The organism is Rhodococcus rhodochrous (assembly GCF_900187265.1).
GTDB classification, from domain to species: Bacteria; Actinomycetota; Actinomycetes; order Mycobacteriales; family Mycobacteriaceae; genus Rhodococcus; species Rhodococcus rhodochrous.
Genome location: NZ_LT906450.1, coordinates 4608776 through 4633260 on the forward strand (window position 1 = coordinate 4608776; position 24485 = coordinate 4633260).

Genomic DNA, 24485 nt, shown 5'->3' on the forward strand with positions numbered 1-24485 from the left:
TCCCGACGGTCTACGGTTCGGCCATGGACCTCGACACCACCCCGGCACTGCTCGTCGACCGCGACATCCTCGACCGCAACATCGCGCGGATGGCGCAGTCCGCCGCCTCACGAGGCCTGTCGCTGCGACCCCACGCGAAGACGCACAAGTGCTCCGAGATCGGACGACGCCAGCTCGGTGCGGGAGCCCGGGGACTGACGGTCGCGACCGTCTCCGAAGCCGAAGTCTTCGCCGACGAGGGTTTCGACGACCTGTTCGTCGCGTACCCGCTGTGGGTCGACGCTGCCCGCGGTGCACGGCTGCGCGCGCTGGCCGACCGGGTGCGCCTGACGGTCGGGATCGATTCCGCGACCGGAGCCCGGCAACTCGTCGAGCACGCCGGCACCGCGATCGGGGTGCTCATCGAGATCGACAGCGGGCACCACCGCACCGGCGTGTTGCCCGAGCAGGCCGGAACCGTGGCGTCGACGGCACGCGAGGCGGGCCTCGACGTGCGCGGCGTCTTCACCTTCCCCGGCCACTCGTACGCACCCGACGCGCCGGACAGCGCAGCACGGGAGGAAGCCGACGCACTGGCGGCAGCAGCGGCATCGCTACGAGCAGTGGGGATCGAGCCGACCGTGATCAGTGGGGGCTCCTCCCCCACGGCACTTCTCGACGTGCCCACGGTTGCAACCGAACTGCGTCCCGGCGTGTACGTCTTCGGTGATGCGCAGCAACTCGAACTCGGCGCGGTGAGCGAATCCGATATCGCGCTGACCGCCCTGGCGACCGTCGTTTCCGCTCGCGACGAGGTGGTCGTGCTCGATGCCGGTTCCAAGGTGCTCGGCGCCGACCGGGCCGCGTGGGCCACGGGGTACGGGCGCATCCTCGGAGAACCGGACGCACGCATCACCGCGCTGTCGGAGCACCACGCGACGGTGCAGTGGCCGGAGGCGTCGACGCGCCCGCGGCTCGGCGACAGGGTGCGAGTGATCCCCAACCATGTGTGCAACGCCGTGAACCTCGCGGACGAGTTGATCACGGTCTCCGGCGACGCGGTAGTCGAGCGATGGAAGGTCGCGGCAAGAGGGTGTAACACGTGATCCCGAGACGGTCCCCACACGATCACCTCGAATTCGGCGTGTAGGTCACGAACACGACACCGATCCTCCCCGCGCGCCGCTACGCTGCGTTGATGCCGCTGAACCCCGACCTTGCCGGACGCATCTTTCCGCCGACGTCCTATCTCGTCGGCCGGGAGAAGATCCGGGAATTCGCCCGCGCCGTCCGATCGACGCATCCGATCCACCTCGATCCGGAGGCAGCCCGGGCCGCCGGCTTCCCTGATGTCGTGGCTCCTACGACCTTCACCACCGTCGTCCAGAGTCCGTCGGTGACACAACTTCTGGAGACGCCGGGTACCGGTCTCGAGCTGCACCGGGTGGTGCACGGGTCGGAGAAGGTCGAGCACCGGCGCCCGATCGTGGCCGGCGACGACCTGACCGCGACGCTCACCATCACGAAGGTCACCGAACGCGCCGGCAACCACATCCTGTCCACGATCTGCGAGATCCGGGACGACACGGACGATCTGGTCGCGGTGGTCACTTCGACACTGCTTCACCGAGGAGACGACGCATGACACTCGGCACCGCACTACGATTCGACGAACTCGAGGTCGGTGCGATCATCGCGAAGACCGAACTGACGGTGACCCGCAACGATCTGGTCCGCTACGCCGGTGCCTCGGGCGACTTCAACCCGATCCACTACGACGAGGTCGTCGCGGCCGGCGAAGGGCTCCCCGGCGTGCTCTGCCAGGGAATGCTCACCGCAGCCCTCGCCCTGCAGACCCTCACGGAACGGCTCGGCGATCCCACCGTGGTCGTCTCCTACGAGACACGGTTCACGCGACCCGTTGTGGTCGACCCGATGCACGGTGCCGTCCTGTCGGTGTCTGCGAGGGTCGCCCGCCGCGACGAGGCGGAGCGCATCGCACGGATCGATATCACCGTATCCGTCGACGACCGGCGGGTGCTCGGCAGGACCCAGGTCCGGCTCGCGTTCTCGTCCTGACTCCGAACGCCGGGAATTCGCCGACGGAACGGACCTCGGTAAGAGAGGATCGACCCATGTCGCGGACACTTCTCGTCGGCTTGGCCGCCGCAGCAACAGCTGTGTACCTCGGGGCATGTGCGTCCCCGTCGAGTCCGTCCGTCGACGAGGGTCCCGCCGGGGTGAGCCGTACCATCGTCGAGCACTCGGCGTCCGAGACGGCCACTCCGCGCGTGACCGGCATCGTCGCGTCCGGTCTCGACACTCCGTGGGGAGTTGCTTTTCTTCCCGGTGGTTCTGCACTGGTGACCGAGCGCAACACCGGCCGGATCGTCGAGATCACCGACGGCGAGGTCCGCGAGGTCGGTCGCGTCGGCGAGACCCTCGCGCAGGGCGAATCGGGACTGCTGGGGATCGCGGTGTCGCCGACCTTCGACACCGACCGCTTCGTGTACCTGTACGTGACAACCGGCAGCGACAACCGGGTACTCCGAGCCGTTTTCGACGGCACCACGCTCGCCGAACCGGAGGTGATCCTCGACGGTATCCCGGCCGGGCGGATCCACGACGGCGGGCGGATGATCTTCGGTCCCGACGGGATGCTGTACGTCGCGACCGGCGAGGCGGGCCGACGCGAACTTGCCCAGGACCCGAATTCACTCGGCGGCAAGATCCTTCGCATCACGGGCGACGGCGAACCCGCGCCCGGCAATCCCGATCCGGCGTCGCCGGTGTACTCGCTCGGTCACCGCAACGTACAAGGACTCGCATTCGACGACCGGGGACGGTTGTGGGCGTCGGAGTTCGGACAGAACGACGTCGACGAGCTGAATCTCGTGACGGCCGGTGCGAACTACGGCTGGCCCGTGGTCGAAGGCGCCGGCGGGTCCGACGAATTCGTCGACCCGGTGCTCACCTGGCCGGTCTCGCAGGCGTCGCCGTCGGGCCTGGCGTGGTTCGAGGGCAGCCTGTGGATGGCGACTCTTCGTGGAGAACGATTGTGGCGCATCGACGTCCAGGACACCGATGTCCAGGACACTGACGTTCAGGGCACTGCAGCCACCGCGACCGACTTCTTCGTCGGCGAGTACGGAAGGTTGCGGACCGTCGTCGCCGCACCGGACGGCTCACTGTGGCTGACGACATCCAACCGGGACGGTCGCGGCAGCCCGGCCGGCGACGACGATCGCATCCTCCGGATCGAGATCTCCTGACGATCAGGGGACGAGAACGACGACCGTCTCGGCGACCAGTGCCGGACGCTCTCCGCCCTCGATCTCGATGGTGTATCCGACGACGAGGTTCGCGCCCTTCGCCGTGCGCTCGAGCGACTTGAACTCCGCGCCGGCGCGGATCCGCGAGCCGACGGGGACCGGCGCGGGGTAGCGAACCTTGTTGCTGCCGTAATTGACCTTCATCTTCAGGCCCTCGAGGGAGAAGATCTGGGTGCCGAGCACCGGCAGCAGCGACAGGGTCAGGTAGCCGTGGGCGATGGTCTTGCCGTACGGGCCGTCCTTCGCGCGCTCGGGGTCGACGTGGATCCACTGGTGGTCGCCGGTGGCCTCGGCGAACAGGTCGATCCGCTTCTGGTCGATCTCGAGCCAGTCGCTGTGGCCGAGGTGCTCGCCGACGGCCTTCTCGACCTCGTCGATTCCGTTGAAAACCCGCATTGTTGCTCCTGTCGATGTGCGGCGACGGTCAGAGACCGGCTCGCCTGAGGGTGACGCGATAGGTGTAGTGCTCGGGCAGAAAGTAACTCACCGACAACTCGGTGGGCACGCCGTCGTCGTTCGAGTACAACCGGTCGACGCGCAGCAGGGGATGTCCCACTTCGCAATTCAGTTCGGTCGCCACCTGTTCGGTGGCGAGCGCGACCGTGATGGATTGCGCGGCCTCGACGATCGGGCTGTCGAGATGCGGTTCGAGCAGTCCGATCATCGTGTTGCGGCTCGACGCACCCGCTTGAAGTTCCGGCGCGTCGAGCACGTGGGCGGCGACGGATTCCGGAAGGTGAACGGTGGTGAGCACGAACGGGATTCCGTCGTGCAGACGCTTGAAGACCGCCGTGTACAGCACGTCGGTGTCGAGGCGCAGCCGGCTCGCGGCGTCGATGTCGACTCCGCGTCGCAGCGGCGAGACGATCTGCATGACCGTGTCGGCCGACAACGCGAGCAGATCCTCGATCGAGCCGAGCTGACGCCGGTAACGCCGGCCCGACTCGTTCGCGAACGTGCCGCGGCCGGGAACGCGGTAGACGATGCCGTCGGCGACGAGATCCTGGAAGGCGCGCCGCACCGTCTGCCGGCTCACGCCGTGTTCCTCGGCGAGTTCGGCCTCCGTGGGCAGCCGCGTGCCGTCGCTGTACCGCCCCGCCTCGACGGCCTCCCGGAGCTGGCGCGCGAGTTGCGCGTAGGCCGGTTCCGTTTCCCGCACCTTGTAGTCCATGACGGACCGATCCTAGCGGCCGGTCGTCACAGTCCGCCGCGTGCTACGAGCTGGCTCGCGATGACGTTGCGCTGGATCTCGTTGGTGCCCTCGCCGACGATCATCAGCGGCGCGTCGCGGAAGTAGCGCTCGACGTCGTACTCGGTGGAGTAGCCGTAACCGCCGTGGATGCGCACCGCGTTCAGGGCGATCTCCATCGCGATCTCCGAGCAGTACAGCTTGGCCATGCCGGCCTCCATGTCGCAGCGCTCACCGCTGTCGTACTTCTCCGCCGCGTAGCGCGCCAGCTGCCGCGCGGCGGTGAGCTTGGTGGCCATCTCCGCCAGGTAGTTGCCGACGGACTGGTGCTTCCAGATCGGCTGGCCGAAGCTCTCGCGCTGCTGCGCGTAGGCGAGCGAATCCTCGAGCGCGGCGGTCGCGACACCCAGGGCGCGGGAGGCGACCTGCAGACGACCGGTCTCGAGTCCCTTCATCATGTGGGCGAAGCCCTTGCCGGGCTCGCCGCCGAGGATCGCGTCGGCGGAGATGCGGTAGTTGTCGAAACTCAGTTCGCACGACTCGACGCCCTTGTAACCCAGCTTGGGCAGGTCGCGCGAGACCGTCAGGCCCGGGCCGTGCTCGACGAGCACCACCGAGATGCCCTTGTGGCGCGGCTGCGCGGTGGGATCGGTCTTGCACAGCAGCGCGATCAGCCCCGAGCGACGCGCGTTGGTGATCCACGTCTTGGCACCGTTGATGACCAGCTCGTCGCCGTCGCGCTTGGCGGTCGTCGTCATCGCCTGCAGGTCGGAGCCGCCGCCGGGCTCGGTCAGCGCCATCGTCGCGCGGATCTCACCGGTGGCCAGCCTGGGCAGGTACTTGCTCTTCTGCTCCTCGGTGCCGAACAGGGTCAGCAGCTTGGCGACGACGGTGTGCCCGCCCATCGCACCCGACAGCGACATCCATCCGCGGGCGAGTTCCTCGGTGACCTGGACGTAGCAGGGCATCGACACCGGCGATCCGCCGTACTCTTCCGGCACGGCGAGCCCGTAGATGCCGATCTGCTTCATCTGCTCGATCCACTTCTCGGGGTACTCGTTGGCGTGCTCGACCTCCTGCACCGACGGCTTGACCTCCCGATCGATGAAGTCGCGGACGGTCTTGACCAGAAAAGTCTCTTCGTCGTTCAGGTAGGTCACGGGGGCACCCTTCGTCGGGGACGGGCCACACGGACCCGGGAAACTTTGTACGGCCATTTTGTGGACCAAGTTCGGGCGTTGTCAACGCGAAGACACTCATTCGACGTCGTGATTGCAGAGTTTTAGCCGATACGAACGACTGCACCTTCCTATGGGCACACCTCTCCGTGGGGTGGCATACCGCCAACAATGGCCGTACATTTGGCGCCGTCATTGCCGACCGAACTCCCCGAGGTCCCCGTGTCTTCCGAGCAACACCTCCGCCGGCGCGCCGTTCTCGTCGCCCCCGGCTCCGACGAACGCAAAGCCGGTAAGGCCCTCGCCTCCGCCGCCGACGAGGTCGTCCTCGACCTCGAGGACGCCGTCACCGCCGCCCAGAAGGACGCCGCCCGCGAGCTCGTGGCTCCGCTGGTCCGCGAGCACGGCGCCACACGCACCGTCTCCGTGCGCATCAACGGACGCGGCACCCCCTGGTTCGAGGACGACCTGCGCGCGTGCGCCGCACTCGGCGACGCCCTCGCCTCGATCGTGATCCCCAAGGTCGAGAGCGCCGACGATCTCGTCGAGGCCGACCGCATCCTCGGTGAATCGACCGTCCCGGTACAGGCCCTCATCGAGACCCCCGCCGGCGTGCAGCGCATCGACGAGATCGTCGCGGGCTCCCGGGTCGCCGGCGTGATCATCGGCTACGCCGACCTCGGCGCCTCCCTGGGCCGCGCCCGCACCGCCGCCCCCGAGCACTGGCTCTACGTGCAGGACCGCGTACTGCACGCCGCCCGCGCCGCCGGTGTCCAGGCGATCGACGGGCCGTTCCTCGGCATCGCCGACGACGACGCCTTCCGCCATTCGGCGCAGTGGGTGTCCGATCTCGGATTCGACGGCAAGTGGGTCATCCACCCCGCGCAGATCACCTCTGCCGCAGCAGCCTTCACACCCACCGACGATCAGGTCGACGCCGCCCGCAAGGTCCTCACCGCACTCGAGGAAGCCGAGAACCGCGGCGCCGGAGCCGCCCAGCTCGACGGCCAGATGCTCGACGAGGCCGTCGCTGTCGCCGCCCGCCGCACCCTGTCGAAGATCGGAGCCTGAAAGCCATGACCACCTCGTACGTCGGCGGACCCTACTTCGACGAACTGACCGTCGGCCAGGTCTTCGACACCGCCCCCGCCGTGACGCTCACCGACGGTCTCGCCGCCGCGCACCAGAGCATTCTCGGTGACCGCCTGCGTCTTCCGCTCGACAAGCACCTCTCGGCCGCCGTCGCGGGTGGGCCGGTCGCGCACGCCGGCTTCGTCACCGACATCGCGATCGGGCAGTCCACCCTCGTCACGCACCACGTCAAGGCCAATCTCTTCTACCGCGGTCTGCGTTTCCGCCGCTTCCCGCACATCGGCGACACCCTCTACACCACCACCGAAGTCGTGGGGCTGAAGGAGAATTCGGCCAAGCCCGGACGCAAGCCCACCGGTCTCGCGGCGCTGCGCATGAACACCGTCGACCAGGACGGCAACACCGTCCTCGACTTCTACCGCTGCGCAATGCTGCCGTTGAGCGAGAATCCCGACCCCGACCGCGTGGTGCACTCCGACGACCTCTCGGCCATCGGGCCGCAGGACGAACCGCAGTGGTCCGCGCCCGCCGACTGGGATCTGAGTGTCTACCGATCGAAGGTGCCGGGTGAGCACTTCGACAAGTCCCTCGCCGGCGCCGTGCTGCAGTCCAGCGGCGACGTCGTCTCGAGCGCACCGGAACTCGCGCGCCTGAGCCTCAACATCGCGGCGACGCACCACGACGAGCGGGTCGGCGCATCCGGTCGTCTCGTCTACGGCGGCCACACCATCGGCCTGGCCTTCTCACAGGCGACGCGCGCCCTGCCGAATCTCGTGACGGTGCTGGGCTGGAAGTCGTGCGACCACACCGGCCCGGTGCAGGAGGGCGACACCCTCACCAGCGACCTGCACGTCGAATCCGCCGAGCCCCTCGCCGAGGGCGGTGGCGTGCTGAACCTGCGGTCGCTCGTCTACGCGCACCGCGGAGATGCCGAGCCGGCTCCCGTCCTGGATTGGCGGTTCACCGCACTCATGGCCTGACGGCCACTGCTGCCGAGACCGACGTCGTGTGCGAAATCCTCCGGGAAATCGCGCACGACGTCGGTTTCGCCGTTACGCGTCGACCCGCTTGACGAGGCGCTCGTAGCGTTGCCGGGCCGCCTGGGTGCTTCCCAGGCCGAGGCCGAAAGCGATCTCCTGCCAGGTCATCCCGCGTTCCCGTGCGATGCGGAGGATCAGCGCCTCGAGTTGGTCCATCTCGGCGCGTGCCTTCGGGACCAGACCGAGCGCGGCGATGACGTCGGCGTCGTCGACCTCGGGTTCGCCGGGGCCGGGACTGTGCACGCCACCCGCCAGAGCCGCGACGAGACGGATGGCGCCGAGCGGGTCGAGCATCTCCGGGTGCGACTGCCTGGCCCGCTGCTCGGGAGTGTTGCCGTGCCGTTCGGCGATCCGGAACAGCCCCGCGTACTCACGGTGCGCGCGTTCGCGACTCGGATTCGGTGGGGTGAAGCCTTCCTCGGACATGAACCCAGGATGGCGTGTGAACAACTCGTTGTCAACAGATTGTTCACATGTCGCGGATCTCGTCCACCAATCCCCAGTCGAGTGCGCGGGAGGCGTCGAGGGGCGCGGCCGTGACGAACAGGTGCAGCGACCGCCACCTGCCGATCCGCCGCGGGATGCTGACCGTCCCGCCGGCCCCGGGGATGAGACCCATCGAGACCTCCGGGAGCCGGAAGACCGTGTCGGGAGTCGCGGCCACCCACCCCGCGAAGGCCGGGATCTCGATACCCGCACCGATGCAGTGACCGTGCAACCGCACCTCGATACGACCGGCGAGTTGCGCGACGAGACGCCCCGCTCCCCCGCGCGTCCGGACGAAGTGCGCGAGCGTGATGTCGGGCGTGCGACCGAACTCGTCGAGATCACCGCCGGCGCAGAACGACGATCCCGCCCCGTCGAGCACGACCCGTTCGATGCTGTCGTCGAGGATCGCGAGTCGCAAGGCGTCGACGAGAGCGTCGCGCAGCACCGTTCCGTAGGCATTGCGACGCTCGGGCCGGTTGAGCGTGATGTGCAGGAGGTCGCCATCGCGGGCGATCAGCACCGGTTCGTCCGAGGGCGGCGGCAGTGGGCGCGGACCGCGTCCGGCGAGCCACGCGGCGAACTCCGGTCCGCCCTGCAACGTCGAGTAGCCGAGCGACTCCACGTCGATCGCTTCCGGGACCGCGAGCGTCTCGGATGCCCGCACGACCTGCCGTGCCACCAGCGCGGCCTGCGGGTTCGCGGCGACGGCCTCGGCGAACGCCGCGATGCTCGCGTCCGGATCCGGCGTCTCCACCACGCCGCGGGACTGCGCGACCGGCGCGTAGGTGAGGTCGAGCGCGTCGATCAACGGACGGACCTCGGAGGGAATCTCGCGGGTCGCGCGGCCGACGAGGATCCGGTCGGCCCGTGCCGCCTGTTCGACGGCACGCTCGAGCAGGGGAAGGCCTCCGTCGAGATCGACGACGACCATCGGCCGGGACACGGCACCGCCCTCACAGAGAAGGGGCTCTCCCGCCGTTCCGTTCGCCAGGTCCGCAGCGGAGAGAAGCATCGTTCGTGCCGTATCCATGTGGTCCGTCCTTGTACTCCACCAGGCCCCATCCGGCACGAAATGTAACATCACGGTCGTGGCCCCCGACCTCGCCGCAGACCCGGTACGCGACTGGGCCGACAGCGGAATTGCCTCTCTGACCGGCAGAGTCGACGGTCCCCCACTGCTCCCATCCGGTCGCGCCGCCACCGTCGCCCGCGAACGCTCCGCGTGGATCTCCGCGGCGTCCGGTGGCGTCGTCGACGTCGACGGTGCGCGCCTGCTGTCCGAACGCGCCGCGTTCACCGGTCATCGTCGCAGTGGAGCGGTCTCCGCCGGAGGTGCATGTCGTCTGCTGCCGACGATCGACGGGTGGGCTGCGGTCTCCTGCGCACGTCCCGACGACCCACTCCTGCTCGGCGCCCTGATCGGCGAGGAGATCCCCGGCGATCCGTGGCCTGCCGTCGCCGACTGGCTCGTCGAACACACCGGGGCGGAGCTGGCCGAGCGTGCCGAACTGCTCGGAATCGCGGCAGGACCTGTCGTCCACGGTGTCGCCGCTCCGCCGACGCCGTCGGAACCCCGTCCGGTCGACGGGTTGCTCGTCGTCGACTTCAGCGCCCTGTGGGCCGGCCCCCTGTGTGCGCATCTGCTCGGTCTCGCCGGTGCGCGCGTCGTCAAGGTCGAGACGCCGTCGCGGCCGGACGGTGCGCGTCGCGGCAATGCCGAGTTCTACCGACTGCTGCACGGCGGGCACGAATCGGTCGTGCTCGACCCCGCCGACGACACGCAACGACGCGAACTCGCGGAACTGGTGGCAGCGGCCGACATCGTGATCGAGGCGTCGCGACCGCGGGCACTCGCCGGTTTCGGCCTCGACGCGGTGAAAGCCGTGGACGACTGCACCACATGGATCTCGATCACCGCGCACGGACGGGATTCGCACCGCGTGGGTTTCGGCGACGACATCGCCGCCTCCGCCGGACTGATCGCGTACGACGCGGAAGGTCCTGTCTTCGTCGGCGATGCGATCGCCGATCCTCTCACGGGTCTCACCGCCGCGGCGCTGGCCATGTCGGCACCACCCGACGGGCGCGGAAAACTCTGGGACATCTCGATGTCCGCCGTCGTCGCGGCGACTCTCGACGAACCCACGACCATCTCGCAACCCGCCATCCGTGACGGCGAACAGTGGGTGCTGCAGACAACGGACGGTGCCGTTGCCGTCGCCGAACCCCAGAGGCGTGAAATCTCCGGTGAGGTCGCCGAATCCGGGCGCGACACCCGGCGCGTACTCACCGATCTGGGCATCCGGCCGTGAGCGTCCTCGTCGTACGCGACGTCGAGGTCGACGGCATCGGCGGAACCGATGTCCTCATCCGTGACGGGGTCGTCGCAGTCCTCGGATCGGAAGTGCCGGTACCCGCGTCGGCCGACGTCGTCGACGGTCGTGGAGGCGCACTGCTTCCGGGCCTGCACGACCACCACATCCACCTGCACGCCCTCGCGGCCGACCGCACATCGGTCCGCTGCGGCCCACCTGCCGTCCACACCGCCGACGACCTCGCCCGCGCACTCGCAACCGCGGCCGGTAACGGATGGATACGGGGTGTCGGGTACTCGGAGGACGTTGCCGGCCTGTTGGATCTGGATTCTCTCGACATGCTGCACGCCGAGCGTCCCGTGCGCATCCAACACCGAAGCGGTGCAGTATGGTTCCTGAACTCCACCGCCGCCGCACTCACGGGACTCGCAACGGCCGATCACCCCGGCGTCGAACGCGACGAGAAGGGACGACCGACAGGACGCGTGTGGCGCGCCGACACATGGCTCCGCGACCGGCTACCCGACTCCGGCCCACCATCGCTCGCAGACGTGGGTGCCGAACTGGCGTCCTACGGCATCACCGGTCTCACCGACGCGACGCCCGACCTCACCCCCTCGACCCTGGAACACCTCCGCGCCTCCCACGTCGACGGGTCCGTCCCGCAGCGCATCCGACTTCTCGGTGCACCACTGGATTTCGTGGACTCGGAGACGTTCGCCGCGGGGCCGCACAAGATCGTGCTCGCCGACTCCGGACTGCCCGACCTCGACGATCTCGCGACGACGATCCGCCGCGTCCACGATGCGGGTCGCGCGGTGGCGGTGCACTGCGTCAGTCGCGAGGCGTTCGCGATCCTGCTCGCCGTTTTCACCGAGGTGGGCACCGCCCCCGGCGACCGTATCGAGCACGGCGCGCTCGTCCCGGCCGAGTCGATCGGCGACCTGCGACGCCTCGGGCTGCAGGTGGTCACCCAACCCGGCTTCCTCGCCGACCGCGGCGACACCTACCTCCGCGACGTGCCCGCCGTCGACCTGCCCGACCTCTATCGGTGCCGGAGCCTCCTCGACGGTGATGTGCCGGTCGCGCTGTCCAGCGACGCCCCCTACGGCCCCGCCGACCCGTGGGCGGTGATCTCCGCGGCGGTCTCCCGTACGTGCCCGACCGGCGACGTCGCCGGGGTGGACGAACGGATCCCTGCCCCGACCGCGCTCGACCGGTGTCTGGCCCCGCTCGACGATCCCGGTGGCACTGCTCGTCGCGTGCGGGTCGGCGCGCCGGCCGATCTCGTCCTGCTCGATCGACCCCTGGCCGACGTCCTCGCAGCACCCACCGCAGAGTTGGTCCGCGCGACCGTCATCGCCGGTCGCGTCGTCCACCACGCCTGATCCGCTACAACGTCGGTCATCCGCTACCGCAATTCGTTGGTTGTCAGGATGGTCGTGAGACATCCTGACAACCAACGCGGGGATCGGAGCGACACAGATGTCCGACCTCATGACCATCCCCGTAGGACGAACCCAACAAGGCCACCGCGCGTTCTCCATGGCCTACAAAATCGAGTTCTTGCGCCGATGGGACACCTGCGTCGAACGCGGCGCCAAGACCCGACTGCTGCGCGAGAACAATCTCGCCCAAGGCACCGTCCGCCGCTGGCTGCAGGCCCGCGATGAGGGACACTTGCAGAAGTCGATGGTCGAAGCAGCAGACAAAGCGAGGGACCGATTGGACAGTCGAGACCGCGCGGAGCTCGCCGAACTCCGCCGCGAAAACGAACGCCTCCGCGACAAAGTCGCCCAGAGCGACGCCGCCGTGGAGATCCTGGGAAAAGCATTCGAGCTCTTGCAGGGGATCCACAAGACCTCGACCGACGAGACCACCGAGATCCCGCCGGCATTGATGAGCGCACGCGAGTACGCGCTGTGGCTCGAGCGCAAAGCGTTGTCCTGACCGACATCGTCACCGAACTGACCGAGGCGGGAATGTCGGTCACCCGGGGATGTGCGCTCGTGGGGATCGCCCGGTCGAGCTATTACCGGCGGGCCCACCACTACCGGCACTATCGGCCGGTCACCGATCCGATCCCGCAGCGACAGCGGCAGCAACCAGCGGCACTGTCGCCGGCCGAGAAGGCCACCATCGTCGCGTTGATCCTCGCCGAGGAGAACGCGGATCAGTCTGTGTGTCAAATCTATTGGCGTTCGTTCGATGACGGATTGGTGGACTGCTCGGAGGTCACGTTCTATCGGGTGGCCCGGGCCGAGAAGCTCACCGGGGACCGGCGTCGCAGCCGCACCGGAGGACCGTCGACGCCCCGCTGCGCACCGGTCGTCGAGGCCATCGACGTCGGGGACCTGTGGTCGTGGGACATCACGACACTCAAGGGGCCCCGCACGCAGGACCAGTTTCGGTTGTATCTGGCAATCGATGTGTACTCACGGTTTCCGGTGGCGTGGCGCATCGAATACCACGAGGACAAGGCCAAGGCGGTAGAGATGTTCACCGAAGCGTTCACCGCGTTCGGGGCGCCGGGGGTGTTGCATGCCGACAACGGGGCATCGATGCGGTCGGGGTTGTTGCTCGATGCCCTCGCCGCGGCGGGGGTCGTGTCGTCGTTCTCCCGTCCGCGGGTCAGTGACGACAATCCCTTCTCGGAGTCATTGTTCAAGACCATCAAGTACGACCTGACATGTCCGGATCGGTTCGATGATATCGATCATGCTCGGCGGTGGACCGAAGACTTCATGAACCGGTATGCGCTCGAGCACCGGCACGCAGGGCTGGGGCGGTACACGCCGGTGTCGGTGTTCCTCGGCAGTGCCGCCGAGGAACACCGACGTCGGCAGGAGCGTCTCAACCGGATCCACGAAAAGTATCCGCATCGGTTCCGGCGTCGACCGGCAGCGCCGGCGTTACCGCAACCGACGGGAATCAACACACCTGATCTGTCTCAGACAGGTTGACAACTTCCGAATTGTCGTAGCGGATGACCAGGACGGTAGCGGATGCGAGCGTCAGGGAACGGTCCACGTGTTGTCGCCCCGCAACAATTGCTGCAGGTCGGCGGCGCCGGACTCCTGCGCGACCCGCACCCGAGCACGCTCGGCGTCGTCGTAGGTCGTCCGCCCGACCTGCCGCACGATCCCCGTGACGACGTAACGGAGGTCCTGGTCCGACAACCGCGACAGCGCGTACGCGTATTCGGGGTCGTCGGTGTGCGCGTCGTGCACGACGATGTCGGCGGCGTCCACCTCGGAGCGTTGCACCACCCGCAGGCCGAAACCCTTTCGGACGACGCAGAGCTCGTTGTCGACGCCGAAGATGATCGGTTCGCCGTGCCGCAGCCGGATCAGGTGCGACGGCGCTTCGTCCTTGCGCAACACGTCGAACGAGCCGTCGTTGAAGATCGGGCAGTCCTGCAGGATCTCGACGAAGGCCGTGCCGCGGTGGTGCGCCGCCGCGCGCAGGACCTCTGTCAGTCCGGCGCGATCGGAGTCGAGAGCACGTGCGACGAAGGACGCCTCGGCGCCGAGCGCGAGCGACAGGGTGTTGAACGGTGCGTCGACCGACCCGCCGGGTGAGGACTTGGTGACCTTGCCGACCTCCGAGGTCGGCGAGTACTGCCCCTTGGTCAGGCCGTAGATCCGGTTGTTGAACAACAGGATCCGCATGTTCACGTTGCGACGCAGGGCGTGGACGAGATGGTTGCCACCGATCGACAGGGCGTCGCCGTCGCCGGTCACGACCCACACCGACAGATCCGGACGCGTCACCGCCAGACCGGTCGCGAGTGTCGGGGCGCGTCCGTGGATCGAGTGCACACCGTAGGTGTCGAGATAGTAGGGGAAGCGCGACGAGCATCCGATGCCGGAGACGAACACGAGATTCTCACGCCGGACACCCAATTCGGGCAGCAGGCTGCGGACCGTCGCGAGGATGACGTAGTCGCCGCAACCCGGACACCACCGCACCTCCTGGTCGGAGGTGAAGTCCTTCGCCTTCTGCGGAACGTCCGTGCGGGGCACACCGTCGAGCGCATCGATGTGCGGGCGGAGTCCGAGATCGTGGCCGAGGAGTCCGGTCATGCTCGTGCCCTCTCTGCTGTGGGGTCGAGTTTCGTCGACGAGGCGACCGCGTCCGGAGTCCGGGATCGTTCGGTGTCGGCGAGTGTTCCGGCGAATTCGGCTTCGATGGCGTCGTGGAGTTCGTCGGCGCGGAAAGCCATGCCCGCCACCTTCGTCACCGGCTGGATGTCGGCGTCGAACCGCGACCGCAGAAGGAACGACAGCTGACCGAGGTTCATCTCCGGGACCAGCACGCGCCGGTAGCGTCCGAGTACGTCGCCGAGGTTCTTCGGCATCGGCGCCAGGTGACGCAGATGTGCTCGGGCCACCCGATGACCGGCGCGTCGAGCACGACGCACGGCCTCCCCGATCGGCCCGTACGACGACCCCCAGCCGAGCACGAGCACCTCGGCGTCACCGGTGGGATCGTCGACGTCGAGATTCGGGACGTCGATACCGGCCACCCGCGCGACCCGTAGTCGGGTCATCAGCTCGTGGTTGGTGTGGTGGTACGAGATGTCGCCTGTGCCGTCGGCCTTCTCGAGTCCGCCGATCCGATGCTCGCGACCTGCGGTTCCGGGTATCGCCCAGTCGCGCGCGAGGGTGTCGGCGTGGCGGGCGTAGGGCAGGTAGCCGGGGTCGTCGTCACCCGGCGACGCGGCGAAGCGCGGGTCGATGCGGGGCAGGTCGTCGATGTCGGGGATCCGCCACGGCTCGGATCCGTTGGCGATCGCGCCGTCGGACAACAGCATGACCGGGGTGCGGTAGGTGATCGCGATGCGCGCGGCCTCGAGTGCGGCGTCGAAGCAGTCGGCGGGTGACTGCGGAGCGACGATCGCGACGGGTGATTCGCCGTTGCGGCCGAACATCGCCTGCATCAGGTCGGCCTGTTCGGTCTTCGTCGGCAGTCCCGTGGACGGTCCGCCGCGCTGGACGTCGACGACGATCAGCGGAAGCTCGGTCATCACCGCCAGACCGATGGCCTCGGATTGCAGGGCGATTCCCGGACCGGACGTGCTCGTGACCCCGAGCGCACCGCCGTAGGACGCGCCGATCGCGGCGCCGATACCCGCGATCTCGTCCTCGGCCTGGAAGGTGTGCACGCCGAAGCGTTCGAGCCTGCTCAGTTCGTGGAGGATGTCGGAGGCCGGCGTGATCGGGTAGGTGCCGAGGAAGACGTCCATCCCCGCCGCGCGACCTGCCGCGACGAGACCGTAGGCGAGGGCGGTGTTGCCGGTGATCTGCCGGTAGGTCCCGGACGGCAGCGACGCGCGGGCCACCTCGTAGGTCGTCGCGAACGCCTCGGTGGTCTCGCCGTAGTTCCAGCCGGCGCGCAGGGCGAGGATGTTCGCGTGCGCGATGTCGGGTTTCGACGCGAACTTGCGCTCGAGGAACGTCTCGACCGGCGCGATGGGCCGCCCGTACATCCACGACAGGAGACCGAGCGCGAACATGTTCTTCGAGCGCTGCGCGTCCTTCTTGCCCACGCCGGCGGGTTCGACGGCTCCGGCGGTGAGCGTGCTCATCGGCATGGCGTGGACGGTCAGGTGCTCCACGGCATCGGTGCCGAGCGGATCGGCGTCGTAGCCCGCTTTGCTCAGGTTCCGTTTGGTGAACTCGTCGCTGTTGACGATGAGGGTGCCACCTCGGGGCAGGTCGCCGACATTGGCCTTGAAGGCCGCCGGGTTCATCGCGACCAGCACGTCGGGCCGGTCGCCTGCGGTGAGGATGTCGTGGTCGGCGATCTGGATCTGGAAGCTCGAGACTCCGGGAAGAGTGCCCTGAGGTGCGCGGATCTCGGCGGGAAAGTTGGGTTGTGTGGCCAGGTCGTTGCCGAAGGCGGCTGCCTCGGCGGTGAACCGGTCACCGGCGAGTTGCATGCCGTCGCCGGAGTCGCCGGCGATGCGGATGACGACCTGTTCGAGTTTCGCGCTCGACGCCATGCGCTCCATCGTGGCCCTCACGCGCGCATGTGCAACCGTTTCTCCCGAAAAATTCTGCCCATCCGCTACAAGATCGGCTTTCCGCTACAGCAATTGCGGTAGCGGAAAGCCGATTCTGTAGCGGATGCGTCAGGAGCGGACGGTATCCCCGATGAAGCTCAGCGCCTGGGGCCACGACACCGCGTAGGCGTCGGCGTTGACGGGATTGCCGTGCCGGTCGCGGGAGGAGAAGCCGTGTTCGGCGCCCGGATAGACGTGGGTGATGGTCGCGCCGGTCTCGCGCTGTTGCAGCGTCGCCTGCAGGTTCGCGAAGGTCTCGGCGCTCATGATCGTATCGGCGCCGGCGTGCAGCACCATGACGGGTGCCGCGACGTGACCTGCCTGTTCGACGGCGTCGATCGTATGGTTCGGGGCGGGCGGCACCGCGATCGACGGGTGGTAGGCGACGACGTTCGCGACGCGCGTGTCGCGGGCGCCGAGGATCAGGGCGAGGCGTCCGCCGAGGCACCACCCGATCACGCCGACCTTCTCCAGGCGTAGTTCACCGAAGGCGTGGTCGAGCAGGGTCGCCATCTCCGCGAGGCACTTCTCGTCGTCGAGGCCCCGCATCAACTCCACGAGTTCCTCGCGCGAGCTGTCGTCGGCGCTCGGTCCGTGCCAGGGATCCCAGACGAGCGCGGTCACACCGGTTCCGGCGATGTCGTGCGCGTACTCGCGGACCTGGGCGTCGATGCCCGTGATCATGGGCAGCAGCAGCATTCCTCCGGTGGCACCGCCGAGCGGCCTGGCCAGGTAGGCGCGCAGACCTGCGATGTGAACGAATTCTGCCTCGATGTCGGTCATCGACCGTCCTTCCACTTGCGTCGTTTGTTCGTCATGATCTTCGTACGAAGTCGTTCAGCGGGCAGCGCATCCACCCGTCGCCGCAGCTCAGGGGCCGTCCGTCCCGACCACCGAAAAAAATGAGAACATCATTTCCGTTTTGCGGTATCGTTCCTCTCGCGCACCGACGTACGGTCGGAGCACGGCAGACGGCTCGCTCGAAAGGGATACAGGCAGATGGCTCGCACCGTATTGGTCAGTGGTGGCACCGGCGGACTCGGCAGCGCCGTGACGAAACATCTCCTCGACACCGGATGGCGGGTCGTGGTGCCGTGGCTGGTCCGTGACGAGCTCGAGCGCGTCGGCACGCATCCGAACCTCCGGCTCGTCCAGGCCGACCTCTCCGACGAGCAACAACTCGAAGACGCCCTGAACCTGGCGTGCGACGACCCCGACGCCCCCCTGTTCGGCGTCGTCAACCTCGTCGGCGGCTTCACCTCCGGACCGCGGGTGCACGAGACCCCGATCGAGGTGCTCGACTCCCAACTCGATCTCAACCTGCGCACCGCCTATTCCGTCAGCCAGGCGGCACTTCCCCACCTGATCCGCCGCGGCGGTGGATCGATCGTCTGCATCTCCACCGCCGCGACGCTCAACCCCTTCCCGGGCGGCGCCTCCTACATCGCTTCCAAGGCCGCGGTGTCGGCGCTGGTCGAGACGATGGCGCTCGAGTACCGCGACGACCACATCCGCGTCAACGCGCTGCTGCCCGTCGTCATCGACACCCCGGCCAACCGCGCCGCGATGCCCGACGCCGACACGAGCCGCTGGTCGAAGCCGGCCGACATCGCGAAGGTCATCGAGTTCCTGATCTCCGATGCGGGCGCCTCCATCACCGGTGGTCTGATCCCCGTCACCAACGTCGGCTGACTGCGTCAGACCGACTGGAGGCGACCGAGTTTCATCGCACGTTCGAAGGCTCGTCGTTCGGAGTAGTTCATACCGCCCCATACGCCGTGCGTCTCTCCGGTGCGCACGGCGTGCTCTCGGCACGCGTCGATCACCGGGCAGGAGCGACAGACCTCCTTCGCCTGCCGCTCGGCCCGGAGCACCGCACCGCGGCCGTCCTCGGGCTGAGGGAAGAACATCGACGTGTCCACCCCGCGGCACCGCGCCGCGACCACCCAGTCACGGTCGCCGGATCCGTACATCGCCGCCTCCTTGCCCATCGGGCCATCGCGGACCCGCACTCGTCGAACGAGTATTTGTACGGCCATTTTTCGGTACCCGTCGGGGATCGTCAATCGCTGAGCAGCACGAATTCATCAGAATCGACGATGCCAGTCGCTTCGGATACCTATAAGTACCGGAAGCTATGGCCGCACATTTGGTGAGCGGACGAAGCTGAGCGGACCGGGCGAGGCGGATCAGCCGACGATGCCGGCCTTCTTCAGGCCCGCGATCTGCTCGTCGGTGAGCCCGAGATCCGCGAGCACCGCGTCGGTGTGCTGACCGAGCCCCGGCACCGCGCCCATCGGCAGTTCGACGTCCCGGAAGTTCATCGGCGGCAGGATGCCGCGCACCGTCCCCGCCTCGGTCTGCACCTCACGCCAGCGATCGCGCGTCGCGAGCTGGGGGTGCTCGATGAGCCCACGCAGATCGCGCAGCTGCGCGGCCGGCACACCGGCGTCGGCGAGCTTCCCGTCGAGCTCCGCACTGGTGAACTGCTTGGTGGCCTGCCCGACCAGCGCATCGACCTCCTCGCGGCGACGCACCCGCTCGAGATTGGTGGCGTAGCGCGGATCGTCGCCCAGTTCGGGCATGCCGAGCACATCGGTGAGCGTGCGCCAGCCCCGGTCGTTCTGCACGCCGATGAGAATCTCGCCGTCCGAGGTGGGGTACTTGTCGTACGGCGCGATCGAGGTGTGCGACAGACCCATCCGCGGCACCTGGCGTCCCTGGTACATCTGCAGGTACATCGGGTAGCCGAGCCATTCGGCGGTCGCGTCGAACATCGACACGTCGATCGTTGCGCCGACGCCGGTGCGGTGCCGGCGCAGCAGCGCCGCCTGGATCGAGGTGAGCGCGTACATGCCCGCGGCGATGTCCGAGGTGGGGATGCCCGTCTTCACTGCCGTCTCGGGTGTGCCGGTGATCGAGCACAGGCCGGTCTCGGACTGCACGAGCATGTCGTAGGCCTTGCGGTCGCGCATCGGTCCATCGGTTCCGTATCCCGACATGTTGACCACCACGAGTTCCGGGTGGTCGGCACGCAGGTCGTCGGCACCGAGTCCGAGACGCTCCACCGCGCCGGGTGCGAGATTCTGCAGGAAGACGTCGGCGCCGCGGATCAGCTTCTTCACCGCGTCGATGCCCTCGGGCGACTTGAGGTCCACGGCGAAGGATTCCTTGCCGCGGTTGAGCCACACGAAGTGGGCGGCCAGTCCCTGCACAGCGCTGTCGTAGGCGCGGGCGAAGTCGCCGTCTCCGACGCGTTCGACCTTGACGACCCGGGCACCGAGATCCGCGAGGTGGCGCGTCGCGAGGGGCGCGGCGACCGCCTGCTCGAGGCTCACCACGGTGGTGCCCTCCAACGGCAGGCCGGCAGAAACCTCCACCTCGCTCCGAGTGGTTCCGTCGCTCGTCACCGTGGTGTTCCTTTCGCGTTCGCGGTTCCGTCCGGCGTATGTCTACCAGGCCGAACACCGACTCCCCGGTAATACCTCTGAGGTATCGATCCGCGTCCCATTGGGTATTGGACTGCAAAGCCGAGCCCTGCCACCCTCTGATGAGACGCAGACCACATTCCACCCGCCTCGTCGGGGGCGTAAGAGACGGAGGGCGCATGAGTTCGTCCACACCCACCGATCAGGAGATCGCGAAGAAGGCCCGCAAGGCCGGCATCGCCTCCTTCATCGGCACCACCATCGAGTGGTACGACTTCTACATCTACGGCACGGCCGCCGCGCTGGTGTTCGGCCAGATCTTCTTCTCGGACGAACTCTCGAGCGGTGTCGCGACCCTCCTCGCGTTCGTCACCCTCTGGGCCGGCTTCCTCGCCCGCCCGCTCGGTGGCGTCATCTTCGGCCATCTCGGCGACCGCATCGGACGCAAGAACACCCTCGTCATCACGCTCGTCATGATGGGCATCGCGACGGTGGGTATCGGCCTGCTCCCGACCTACGCGCAGATCGGGATGTGGGCGCCGGTCCTGCTCGTCTTCCTGCGCATCGTGCAGGGCGTCGCGGTCGGCGGAGAATGGGGCGGTGCCGTCCTCATCGCCAGCGAGAACGCCCCGAAGGGCAAGGGAATCCTGTATTCGGCGTTCGCGCAGCAGGGTTCGCCCGCCGGCAACCTGCTGTCGACGATGGCGTTCTTCTTCCTCGCCGCGCTGCCCACCCCGCAGTTCATGATGTGGGGCTGGCGCATCCCGTTCCTGCTCTCCGGTGCACTGGTCGCCGTCGGCCTGATCATCCGCCTCAAGCTCGAGGAATCGGACGCGATGAAAGCCGTTCTGGCGCGCAAGAAGACGGTCAAGCTCCCGATCAAGGAAGTGCTGCGCAAGCACTGGGTCCTGGTCCTGCTCGGTGCCGGTGCACTGCCCCTCGCCCAGGTGACCTACTTCAAGAACACCTTCGCGCTGTCGTGGGCGACGAGCGAACTCGGCTACGAGCGCGGCACCTTCCTCGCGATCATCGCGATCGCCCTCGTGGTGCAGTTCATCGTGCAACCCTTCGGTGCCGTGCTGGTGTCGAAGATCGACATGCGCAAGGCCATGCTCCTGATGATCGTCCCGGAGCTGTTCCTCATGCCCGCGATGTTCTTCGCGATCCGCACCGAGACCTTCGCGATCGCCGCGATCGGTATGTGCCTCGCGACGATTCCGCACTCGATGTTCTACGGCGCGATCGCCGGCATCCTGGCCCGCGCCTTCCCGGCGAACATCCGTTACTCGGGCCTGTCGCTCGCCTACCAGCTGTGCTCGCTGATCGTCGGTGGTGGCACCCCGGTGCTCGCGCAGTACCTGCTCAACTCGTCGGGTGACGTCACCGGTGTGGCCATCGCGGCGGCCTGCTACGCAGCGGTCTCCCTCGTGTGCACCCTGGCGCTGCTCAAGCGCACCGGATACGACCCGAAGGCACCGTCGGTCGCCGAGAAGTCCGACGCCGACGAACTCGCCCTCGAGCAGTCGGAGGCAGCCGAGCGCGACCGTCGTACGCCGGGCACCGAGGACACCCCTCGCTCCGACGACACCCCACGAGATCGCGTCCATGCCTAGGACGGATCCCTCGCACTCGGGGCCGGCCGGCGCAGTCGCCGGCCGACCCCGGTCACTCCGGAGTCGGCAGAGCTTCCTCGGAGAGGCGGAGAACCTCTCGCAGCGCGGCACTGTCGTCGTCCTCCCGCCACACCAGCCGCACGTCGAGCGGCTCGGGATGATCGGCGAGGGGAACGAACACGACCTCGGGGTTGATGACGTTCGCCGCAACCGACGAGACCGTCATCGAACATCCGACCCCGGCCGAGACCAGGGCGATCAGCGACAGCGAATCCGGGGCACTCTGAACGATTCTCGGCGTGAAGCCGACATCGTGGGCGAGGCGGAGCAGCAGCTCGCGCAGCATCGATCCGGGTTCGGCCGGAAGCATCACCCACGCCTCGCTCGCGAGGTCCTCGAGCCGGACCTCCTCGCGGCCGGCGAGCGGGTGTTCCCTGGGCAGCGCCACGACGAGGTTCTCGCGGGCCACGACGCGCGACGCGATCCCCGGTGGGAAGAACAACAGGCGCACGATGCCGATGTCGAGCTTGCCCGCGGCCAGTTTGTTGAGTGCCTCGCTCGCGTACGCCGAACTGTCGAGCACGAATTCGATACCGGGATGGGTGCGTCGCACGAGCTTCGCCCACCGGCCCACGAGATAGTGCGAGGACGAACCGGCGAAACCGATACGGACCCTGCCGGTCTGGCCCGACCCCGCAGCGGTCACCGCCATCTCGGCCAGCCGGCAGGCGTCGAGGATGTTCCGGGCCGGCTCCACGAGCGCGCGACCGCTCTCCGTCAACCGCACGCTGCGGGTGTTGCGTTCGAAGAGTTCGGCTCCGAGTTCCTTCTCGAGTCTGCGGATCGTGCGGCTGAGCGGCGGCTGGGCCATGTGCAGCCGTTGCGCCGCCCGACCGAAATGCAGTTCCTCCGCCACCGCCAGGAACGCCTTCACCTGATGGATCTCCACGCGTCGATTATTGCGCCTGCGGGCGCCTGATATCCGACACCGAATTACCGACCACACGGAGGACGACCGGTATGCCGGACAAAGTCATGACCATGCGCGAGGCGATAGCCACCTATGTCGAGGACGGCATGACCGTTGCCCTCGAGGGTTTCTCGCACCTCATCCCGTTCGCGGCGGCGCACGAGATCATCCGGCAGGGCAGGCGCGAGCTGACGTTGTGCCGCATGACCCCCGACATCATCTCCGACCAGCTCATCGCCGCCGACTGCGTGTCGAAGCTCGTCGCGTCGTTCTTCGCCAGCGGCTCGGCCGGTTCCCTCCACGAGATCCGCCGGCGCATCGAGAACCACGACCCCGTCGCACTCGAGGTCGAGGAGTACAGCCACTACGGCATGGTCTGCCGCTACCAGGCCGGCGCGGCCGGGCTGCCGTTCTTCCCGCTGCGCTCGTACGCCGGCAGCGATCTGCCGAAGATCAACCCGAACATCCGGCTCGTCGAGGACCCCTTCGGCGGCGGCAGCGTCTACGTCGTGCCTCCGCTGAACCCCGACGTGACGATCATCCACGCCCAGCGCGCCGACCGCTCCGGCAACGTCCAGATCTGGGGCATCGCCGGCGTCCAGCAGGAAGCGGTCTACGCCGCGAGGAAGGCCATCGTGGTGGTCGAGGAGATCGTCGACGACGATGTCATCCGCTCCGACCCCAGCCGCACCCTCGTGCCCGCGCACGCGGTGGACGCTGTGGTGTTGTGCCCGCGCGGAGCGCACCCCTCCTACGCGCAGGGCTACTACGACCGTGACTGCGCGTTCTACCGCCGCTGGACCGCGATCAGCAAGGACCCCCAGCAGCTGCGCACGTGGTTGAAGGAATGGGTCCTCACCACCGGCGACCATGCCGAATACCTCGAGAAACTGGGCGAGGAGTACTGGGCCGACCTCGAGGTCGCCCCGCGCCCCTCCGGGACCGTCGACTACGGGAGCCGAAAGTGACCACCACCGAAACCTTCTCCACCACCGAACTGATCGTCTCCGTCGCCGCGCGGGAGCTGGCCGGCAAGGCCCGGGTCTTCGCCGGGGTCGGTCTGCCCACCCTCGCCGTCGACCTCGCCGCCCGCACCTCGAACCCCGACGTCGAGCTGATCTACGAATCCGGCGTCTGCGGGGCGCATCCCGAGGCGATGGCCGAGGGCATCGCCGATTCCGTCGTGGTCTCCGGCGCCGAATCGGTCGTGTCCATGGCGTCGCTGTTCGGGTACGTGCTGCAGGGCGGCAACGTCGACGTCGGCTTCCTCGGTGCGGCGCAGATCGATCGCTACGGCAGTCTCAACACCAGCATCATCGGTGATTGGGACAAGCCCACCGTGCGCCTGCCGGGTGGCGGCGGAGCCGTCGAGATCATGCCCAACGCCGGCGAGGTGTTCGTGATCATGCGACGCCACGATCCGAGCGCCTTCCCCGCCGAACTGGACTTCTGCACGACCCCGAGTCCGGTGCGCGCCCGTGAGGCGGGCGTCGGCATCATGCCGCGCGGGCGCGGGGTGACGAAGGTGTTCACCAGCCTCGGCGTGCTGTCTCGGCAGGATCCCTTCGACGAACTCGAACTGACCAGCATCCACCGCGGTGTCACCGTCGACCAGGTCCGCACCGCGACCGGCTGGGATCTGAAGGTCTCCGACGAGCTGACGCTGACCGAGGATCCCACCGCCGAGGAGATCGACCTGCTGCGCAACGAGATCGACAAGGTCCGCCTGTATCTGCGGTGATCGCCCGGCCGAGTCCGCCGAAGGCTGTCGATGTCACCGGCGCGGCGGCTGG

The 24485-nt window shown here is 68.0% G+C and carries 25 protein-coding genes; 14 read left to right on the top strand and 11 right to left on the bottom strand.

All coding sequences use genetic code 11. From position 1 onward, the window contains the following. Window positions 1-23: 23 nt before the first annotated feature. The 4 genes from CKW34_RS20990 to CKW34_RS21005 all read left to right on the top strand — a co-directional run bounded on the left by CKW34_RS20990 (window position 24) and on the right by CKW34_RS21005 (window position 3251). Window positions 24-1085: an alanine racemase gene (locus CKW34_RS20990; protein ID WP_059383741.1), complete on the top strand. Its 1062-nt coding sequence runs from the start codon at window positions 24-26 to the stop codon at window positions 1083-1085. Between the two features lie 92 nt (window positions 1086-1177). After that, window positions 1178-1624 carry an FAS1-like dehydratase domain-containing protein gene (locus tag CKW34_RS20995; RefSeq protein ID WP_059383740.1) on the top strand — a complete coding sequence of 149 codons (447 nt, stop codon included), beginning with the start codon at window positions 1178-1180 and terminating at the stop codon, window positions 1622-1624. Then, window positions 1621-2058: a MaoC/PaaZ C-terminal domain-containing protein gene (locus tag CKW34_RS21000; RefSeq protein WP_059383739.1), complete on the top strand. Its 438-nt coding sequence runs from the start codon at window positions 1621-1623 to the stop codon at window positions 2056-2058. Before CKW34_RS20995 ends, CKW34_RS21000 begins: the two co-directional genes overlap by 4 nt. A 56-nt stretch (window positions 2059-2114) precedes the next feature. Further along, window positions 2115-3251, top strand: a complete 1137-nt coding sequence (locus CKW34_RS21005; protein WP_059383738.1) for a PQQ-dependent sugar dehydrogenase — start codon at window positions 2115-2117, stop codon at window positions 3249-3251. A 3-nt stretch (window positions 3252-3254) separates the two neighbouring features. Here the strand turns inward: CKW34_RS21005 and CKW34_RS21010 are convergent, their stop codons facing one another. The 3 genes from CKW34_RS21010 to CKW34_RS21020 are packed head-to-tail and all read right to left on the bottom strand — an operon-like array spanning window position 3255 to window position 5660. Next, a complete protein-coding gene (locus tag CKW34_RS21010) occupies window positions 3255-3707 on the bottom strand; it encodes a MaoC family dehydratase (protein WP_016694499.1) in 453 nt (150 codons plus the stop codon). A gap of 28 nt (window positions 3708-3735) precedes the next feature. Next, window positions 3736-4482 (bottom strand): GntR family transcriptional regulator, encoded by a 747-nt coding sequence (locus tag CKW34_RS21015; protein WP_016694498.1) that lies wholly within the window; start codon window positions 4480-4482, stop codon window positions 3736-3738. A 26-nt stretch (window positions 4483-4508) separates the two neighbouring features. Beyond that, window positions 4509-5660 carry an acyl-CoA dehydrogenase family protein gene (locus CKW34_RS21020; RefSeq protein ID WP_059383737.1) on the bottom strand — a complete coding sequence of 384 codons (1152 nt, stop codon included), beginning with the start codon at window positions 5658-5660 and terminating at the stop codon, window positions 4509-4511. A 213-nt stretch (window positions 5661-5873) separates the two neighbouring features. Here CKW34_RS21020 and CKW34_RS21025 point away from each other — a divergent pair, with 213 nt between their 5' ends. Both CKW34_RS21025 and CKW34_RS21030 read left to right on the top strand, forming a co-directional pair. Next, window positions 5874-6749, top strand: coding sequence for an HpcH/HpaI aldolase/citrate lyase family protein (locus CKW34_RS21025; RefSeq protein ID WP_059383736.1), 876 nt, complete (start codon window positions 5874-5876; stop codon window positions 6747-6749). 5 nt (window positions 6750-6754) lie between these two features. Continuing rightward, complete coding sequence (locus CKW34_RS21030; protein WP_059383735.1) at window positions 6755-7750, top strand: MaoC family dehydratase; 996 nt, start codon at window positions 6755-6757, stop codon at window positions 7748-7750. 72 nt (window positions 7751-7822) lie between these two features. On the opposite strand, the gene CKW34_RS21035 is transcribed toward CKW34_RS21030, so the two are convergent. Then, on the bottom strand, window positions 7823-8236 hold the full coding sequence (locus tag CKW34_RS21035; protein ID WP_059383734.1) for a hypothetical protein: 414 nt from the start codon (window positions 8234-8236) through the stop codon (window positions 7823-7825). Between the two features lie 43 nt (window positions 8237-8279). Further along, window positions 8280-9329, bottom strand: a complete 1050-nt coding sequence (locus tag CKW34_RS21040) for an enoyl-CoA hydratase/isomerase family protein (RefSeq protein WP_059383733.1) — start codon at window positions 9327-9329, stop codon at window positions 8280-8282. A 58-nt stretch (window positions 9330-9387) separates the two neighbouring features. On the opposite strand from CKW34_RS21040, the gene CKW34_RS21045 reads away from it, so the two are divergent. The 4 genes from CKW34_RS21045 (at window position 9388) to CKW34_RS21060 (ending at window position 13577) form a co-directional block, all read left to right on the top strand. Next, on the top strand, window positions 9388-10611 hold the full coding sequence (locus CKW34_RS21045) for a CoA transferase (protein WP_059383732.1): 1224 nt from the start codon (window positions 9388-9390) through the stop codon (window positions 10609-10611). Continuing rightward, on the top strand, window positions 10608-12002 hold the full coding sequence (locus tag CKW34_RS21050; RefSeq protein ID WP_059383731.1) for an amidohydrolase family protein: 1395 nt from the start codon (window positions 10608-10610) through the stop codon (window positions 12000-12002). Before CKW34_RS21045 ends, CKW34_RS21050 begins: the two co-directional genes overlap by 4 nt. Window positions 12003-12111: 109 nt before the next feature. Further along, window positions 12112-12564, top strand: coding sequence for a hypothetical protein (locus tag CKW34_RS21055; RefSeq protein WP_059384853.1), 453 nt, complete (start codon window positions 12112-12114; stop codon window positions 12562-12564). Next, on the top strand, window positions 12537-13577 hold the full coding sequence (locus CKW34_RS21060) for a DDE-type integrase/transposase/recombinase (RefSeq protein ID WP_226949771.1): 1041 nt from the start codon (window positions 12537-12539) through the stop codon (window positions 13575-13577). The genes CKW34_RS21055 and CKW34_RS21060 overlap by 28 nt, the downstream gene beginning before the upstream one ends. 51 nt (window positions 13578-13628) lie before the next feature. On the opposite strand, the gene CKW34_RS21065 is transcribed toward CKW34_RS21060, so the two are convergent. From CKW34_RS21065 to CKW34_RS21075, 3 genes are all read right to left on the bottom strand, one after another. Beyond that, window positions 13629-14699, bottom strand: coding sequence for a 2-oxoacid:ferredoxin oxidoreductase subunit beta (locus tag CKW34_RS21065; RefSeq protein WP_059384101.1), 1071 nt, complete (start codon window positions 14697-14699; stop codon window positions 13629-13631). After that, on the bottom strand, window positions 14696-16630 hold the full coding sequence (locus CKW34_RS21070) for a 2-oxoacid:acceptor oxidoreductase subunit alpha (RefSeq protein ID WP_059384100.1): 1935 nt from the start codon (window positions 16628-16630) through the stop codon (window positions 14696-14698). Before CKW34_RS21070 ends, CKW34_RS21065 begins: the two co-directional genes overlap by 4 nt. 120 nt (window positions 16631-16750) lie before the next feature. Continuing rightward, window positions 16751-17464, bottom strand: a complete 714-nt coding sequence (locus CKW34_RS21075; RefSeq protein ID WP_059384116.1) for a dienelactone hydrolase family protein — start codon at window positions 17462-17464, stop codon at window positions 16751-16753. 216 nt (window positions 17465-17680) lie between these two features. Between CKW34_RS21075 and CKW34_RS21080 the strand changes: the two genes are divergently transcribed. Next, window positions 17681-18373 (top strand): SDR family NAD(P)-dependent oxidoreductase, encoded by a 693-nt coding sequence (locus tag CKW34_RS21080; protein ID WP_059384099.1) that lies wholly within the window; start codon window positions 17681-17683, stop codon window positions 18371-18373. Between the two features lie 5 nt (window positions 18374-18378). Here CKW34_RS21080 and CKW34_RS21085 read toward each other — a convergent pair whose 3' ends face one another. Both CKW34_RS21085 and CKW34_RS21090 read right to left on the bottom strand, forming a co-directional pair. Further along, on the bottom strand, window positions 18379-18654 hold the full coding sequence (locus CKW34_RS21085) for a WhiB family transcriptional regulator (protein WP_370670871.1): 276 nt from the start codon (window positions 18652-18654) through the stop codon (window positions 18379-18381). Between the two features lie 216 nt (window positions 18655-18870). After that, window positions 18871-20091, bottom strand: a complete 1221-nt coding sequence (locus CKW34_RS21090) for a CaiB/BaiF CoA transferase family protein (protein ID WP_059384097.1) — start codon at window positions 20089-20091, stop codon at window positions 18871-18873. Between the two features lie 197 nt (window positions 20092-20288). Between CKW34_RS21090 and CKW34_RS21095 the strand changes: the two genes are divergently transcribed. Then, window positions 20289-21722 carry an MFS transporter gene (locus CKW34_RS21095; RefSeq protein ID WP_059384096.1) on the top strand — a complete coding sequence of 478 codons (1434 nt, stop codon included), beginning with the start codon at window positions 20289-20291 and terminating at the stop codon, window positions 21720-21722. 52 nt (window positions 21723-21774) lie between these two features. Here CKW34_RS21095 and CKW34_RS21100 read toward each other — a convergent pair whose 3' ends face one another. After that, complete coding sequence (locus tag CKW34_RS21100) at window positions 21775-22671, bottom strand: LysR family transcriptional regulator (protein WP_059384095.1); 897 nt, start codon at window positions 22669-22671, stop codon at window positions 21775-21777. 71 nt (window positions 22672-22742) lie between these two features. Between CKW34_RS21100 and CKW34_RS21105 the strand changes: the two genes are divergently transcribed. Together CKW34_RS21105 and CKW34_RS21110 are read left to right on the top strand one after the other, a co-directional pair. After that, window positions 22743-23660 carry a CoA transferase subunit A gene (locus CKW34_RS21105; RefSeq protein ID WP_059384094.1) on the top strand — a complete coding sequence of 306 codons (918 nt, stop codon included), beginning with the start codon at window positions 22743-22745 and terminating at the stop codon, window positions 23658-23660. Next, window positions 23657-24433, top strand: a complete 777-nt coding sequence (locus CKW34_RS21110; protein WP_059384093.1) for a CoA-transferase subunit beta — start codon at window positions 23657-23659, stop codon at window positions 24431-24433. Before CKW34_RS21105 ends, CKW34_RS21110 begins: the two co-directional genes overlap by 4 nt. Window positions 24434-24485 lie beyond the last annotated feature (52 nt).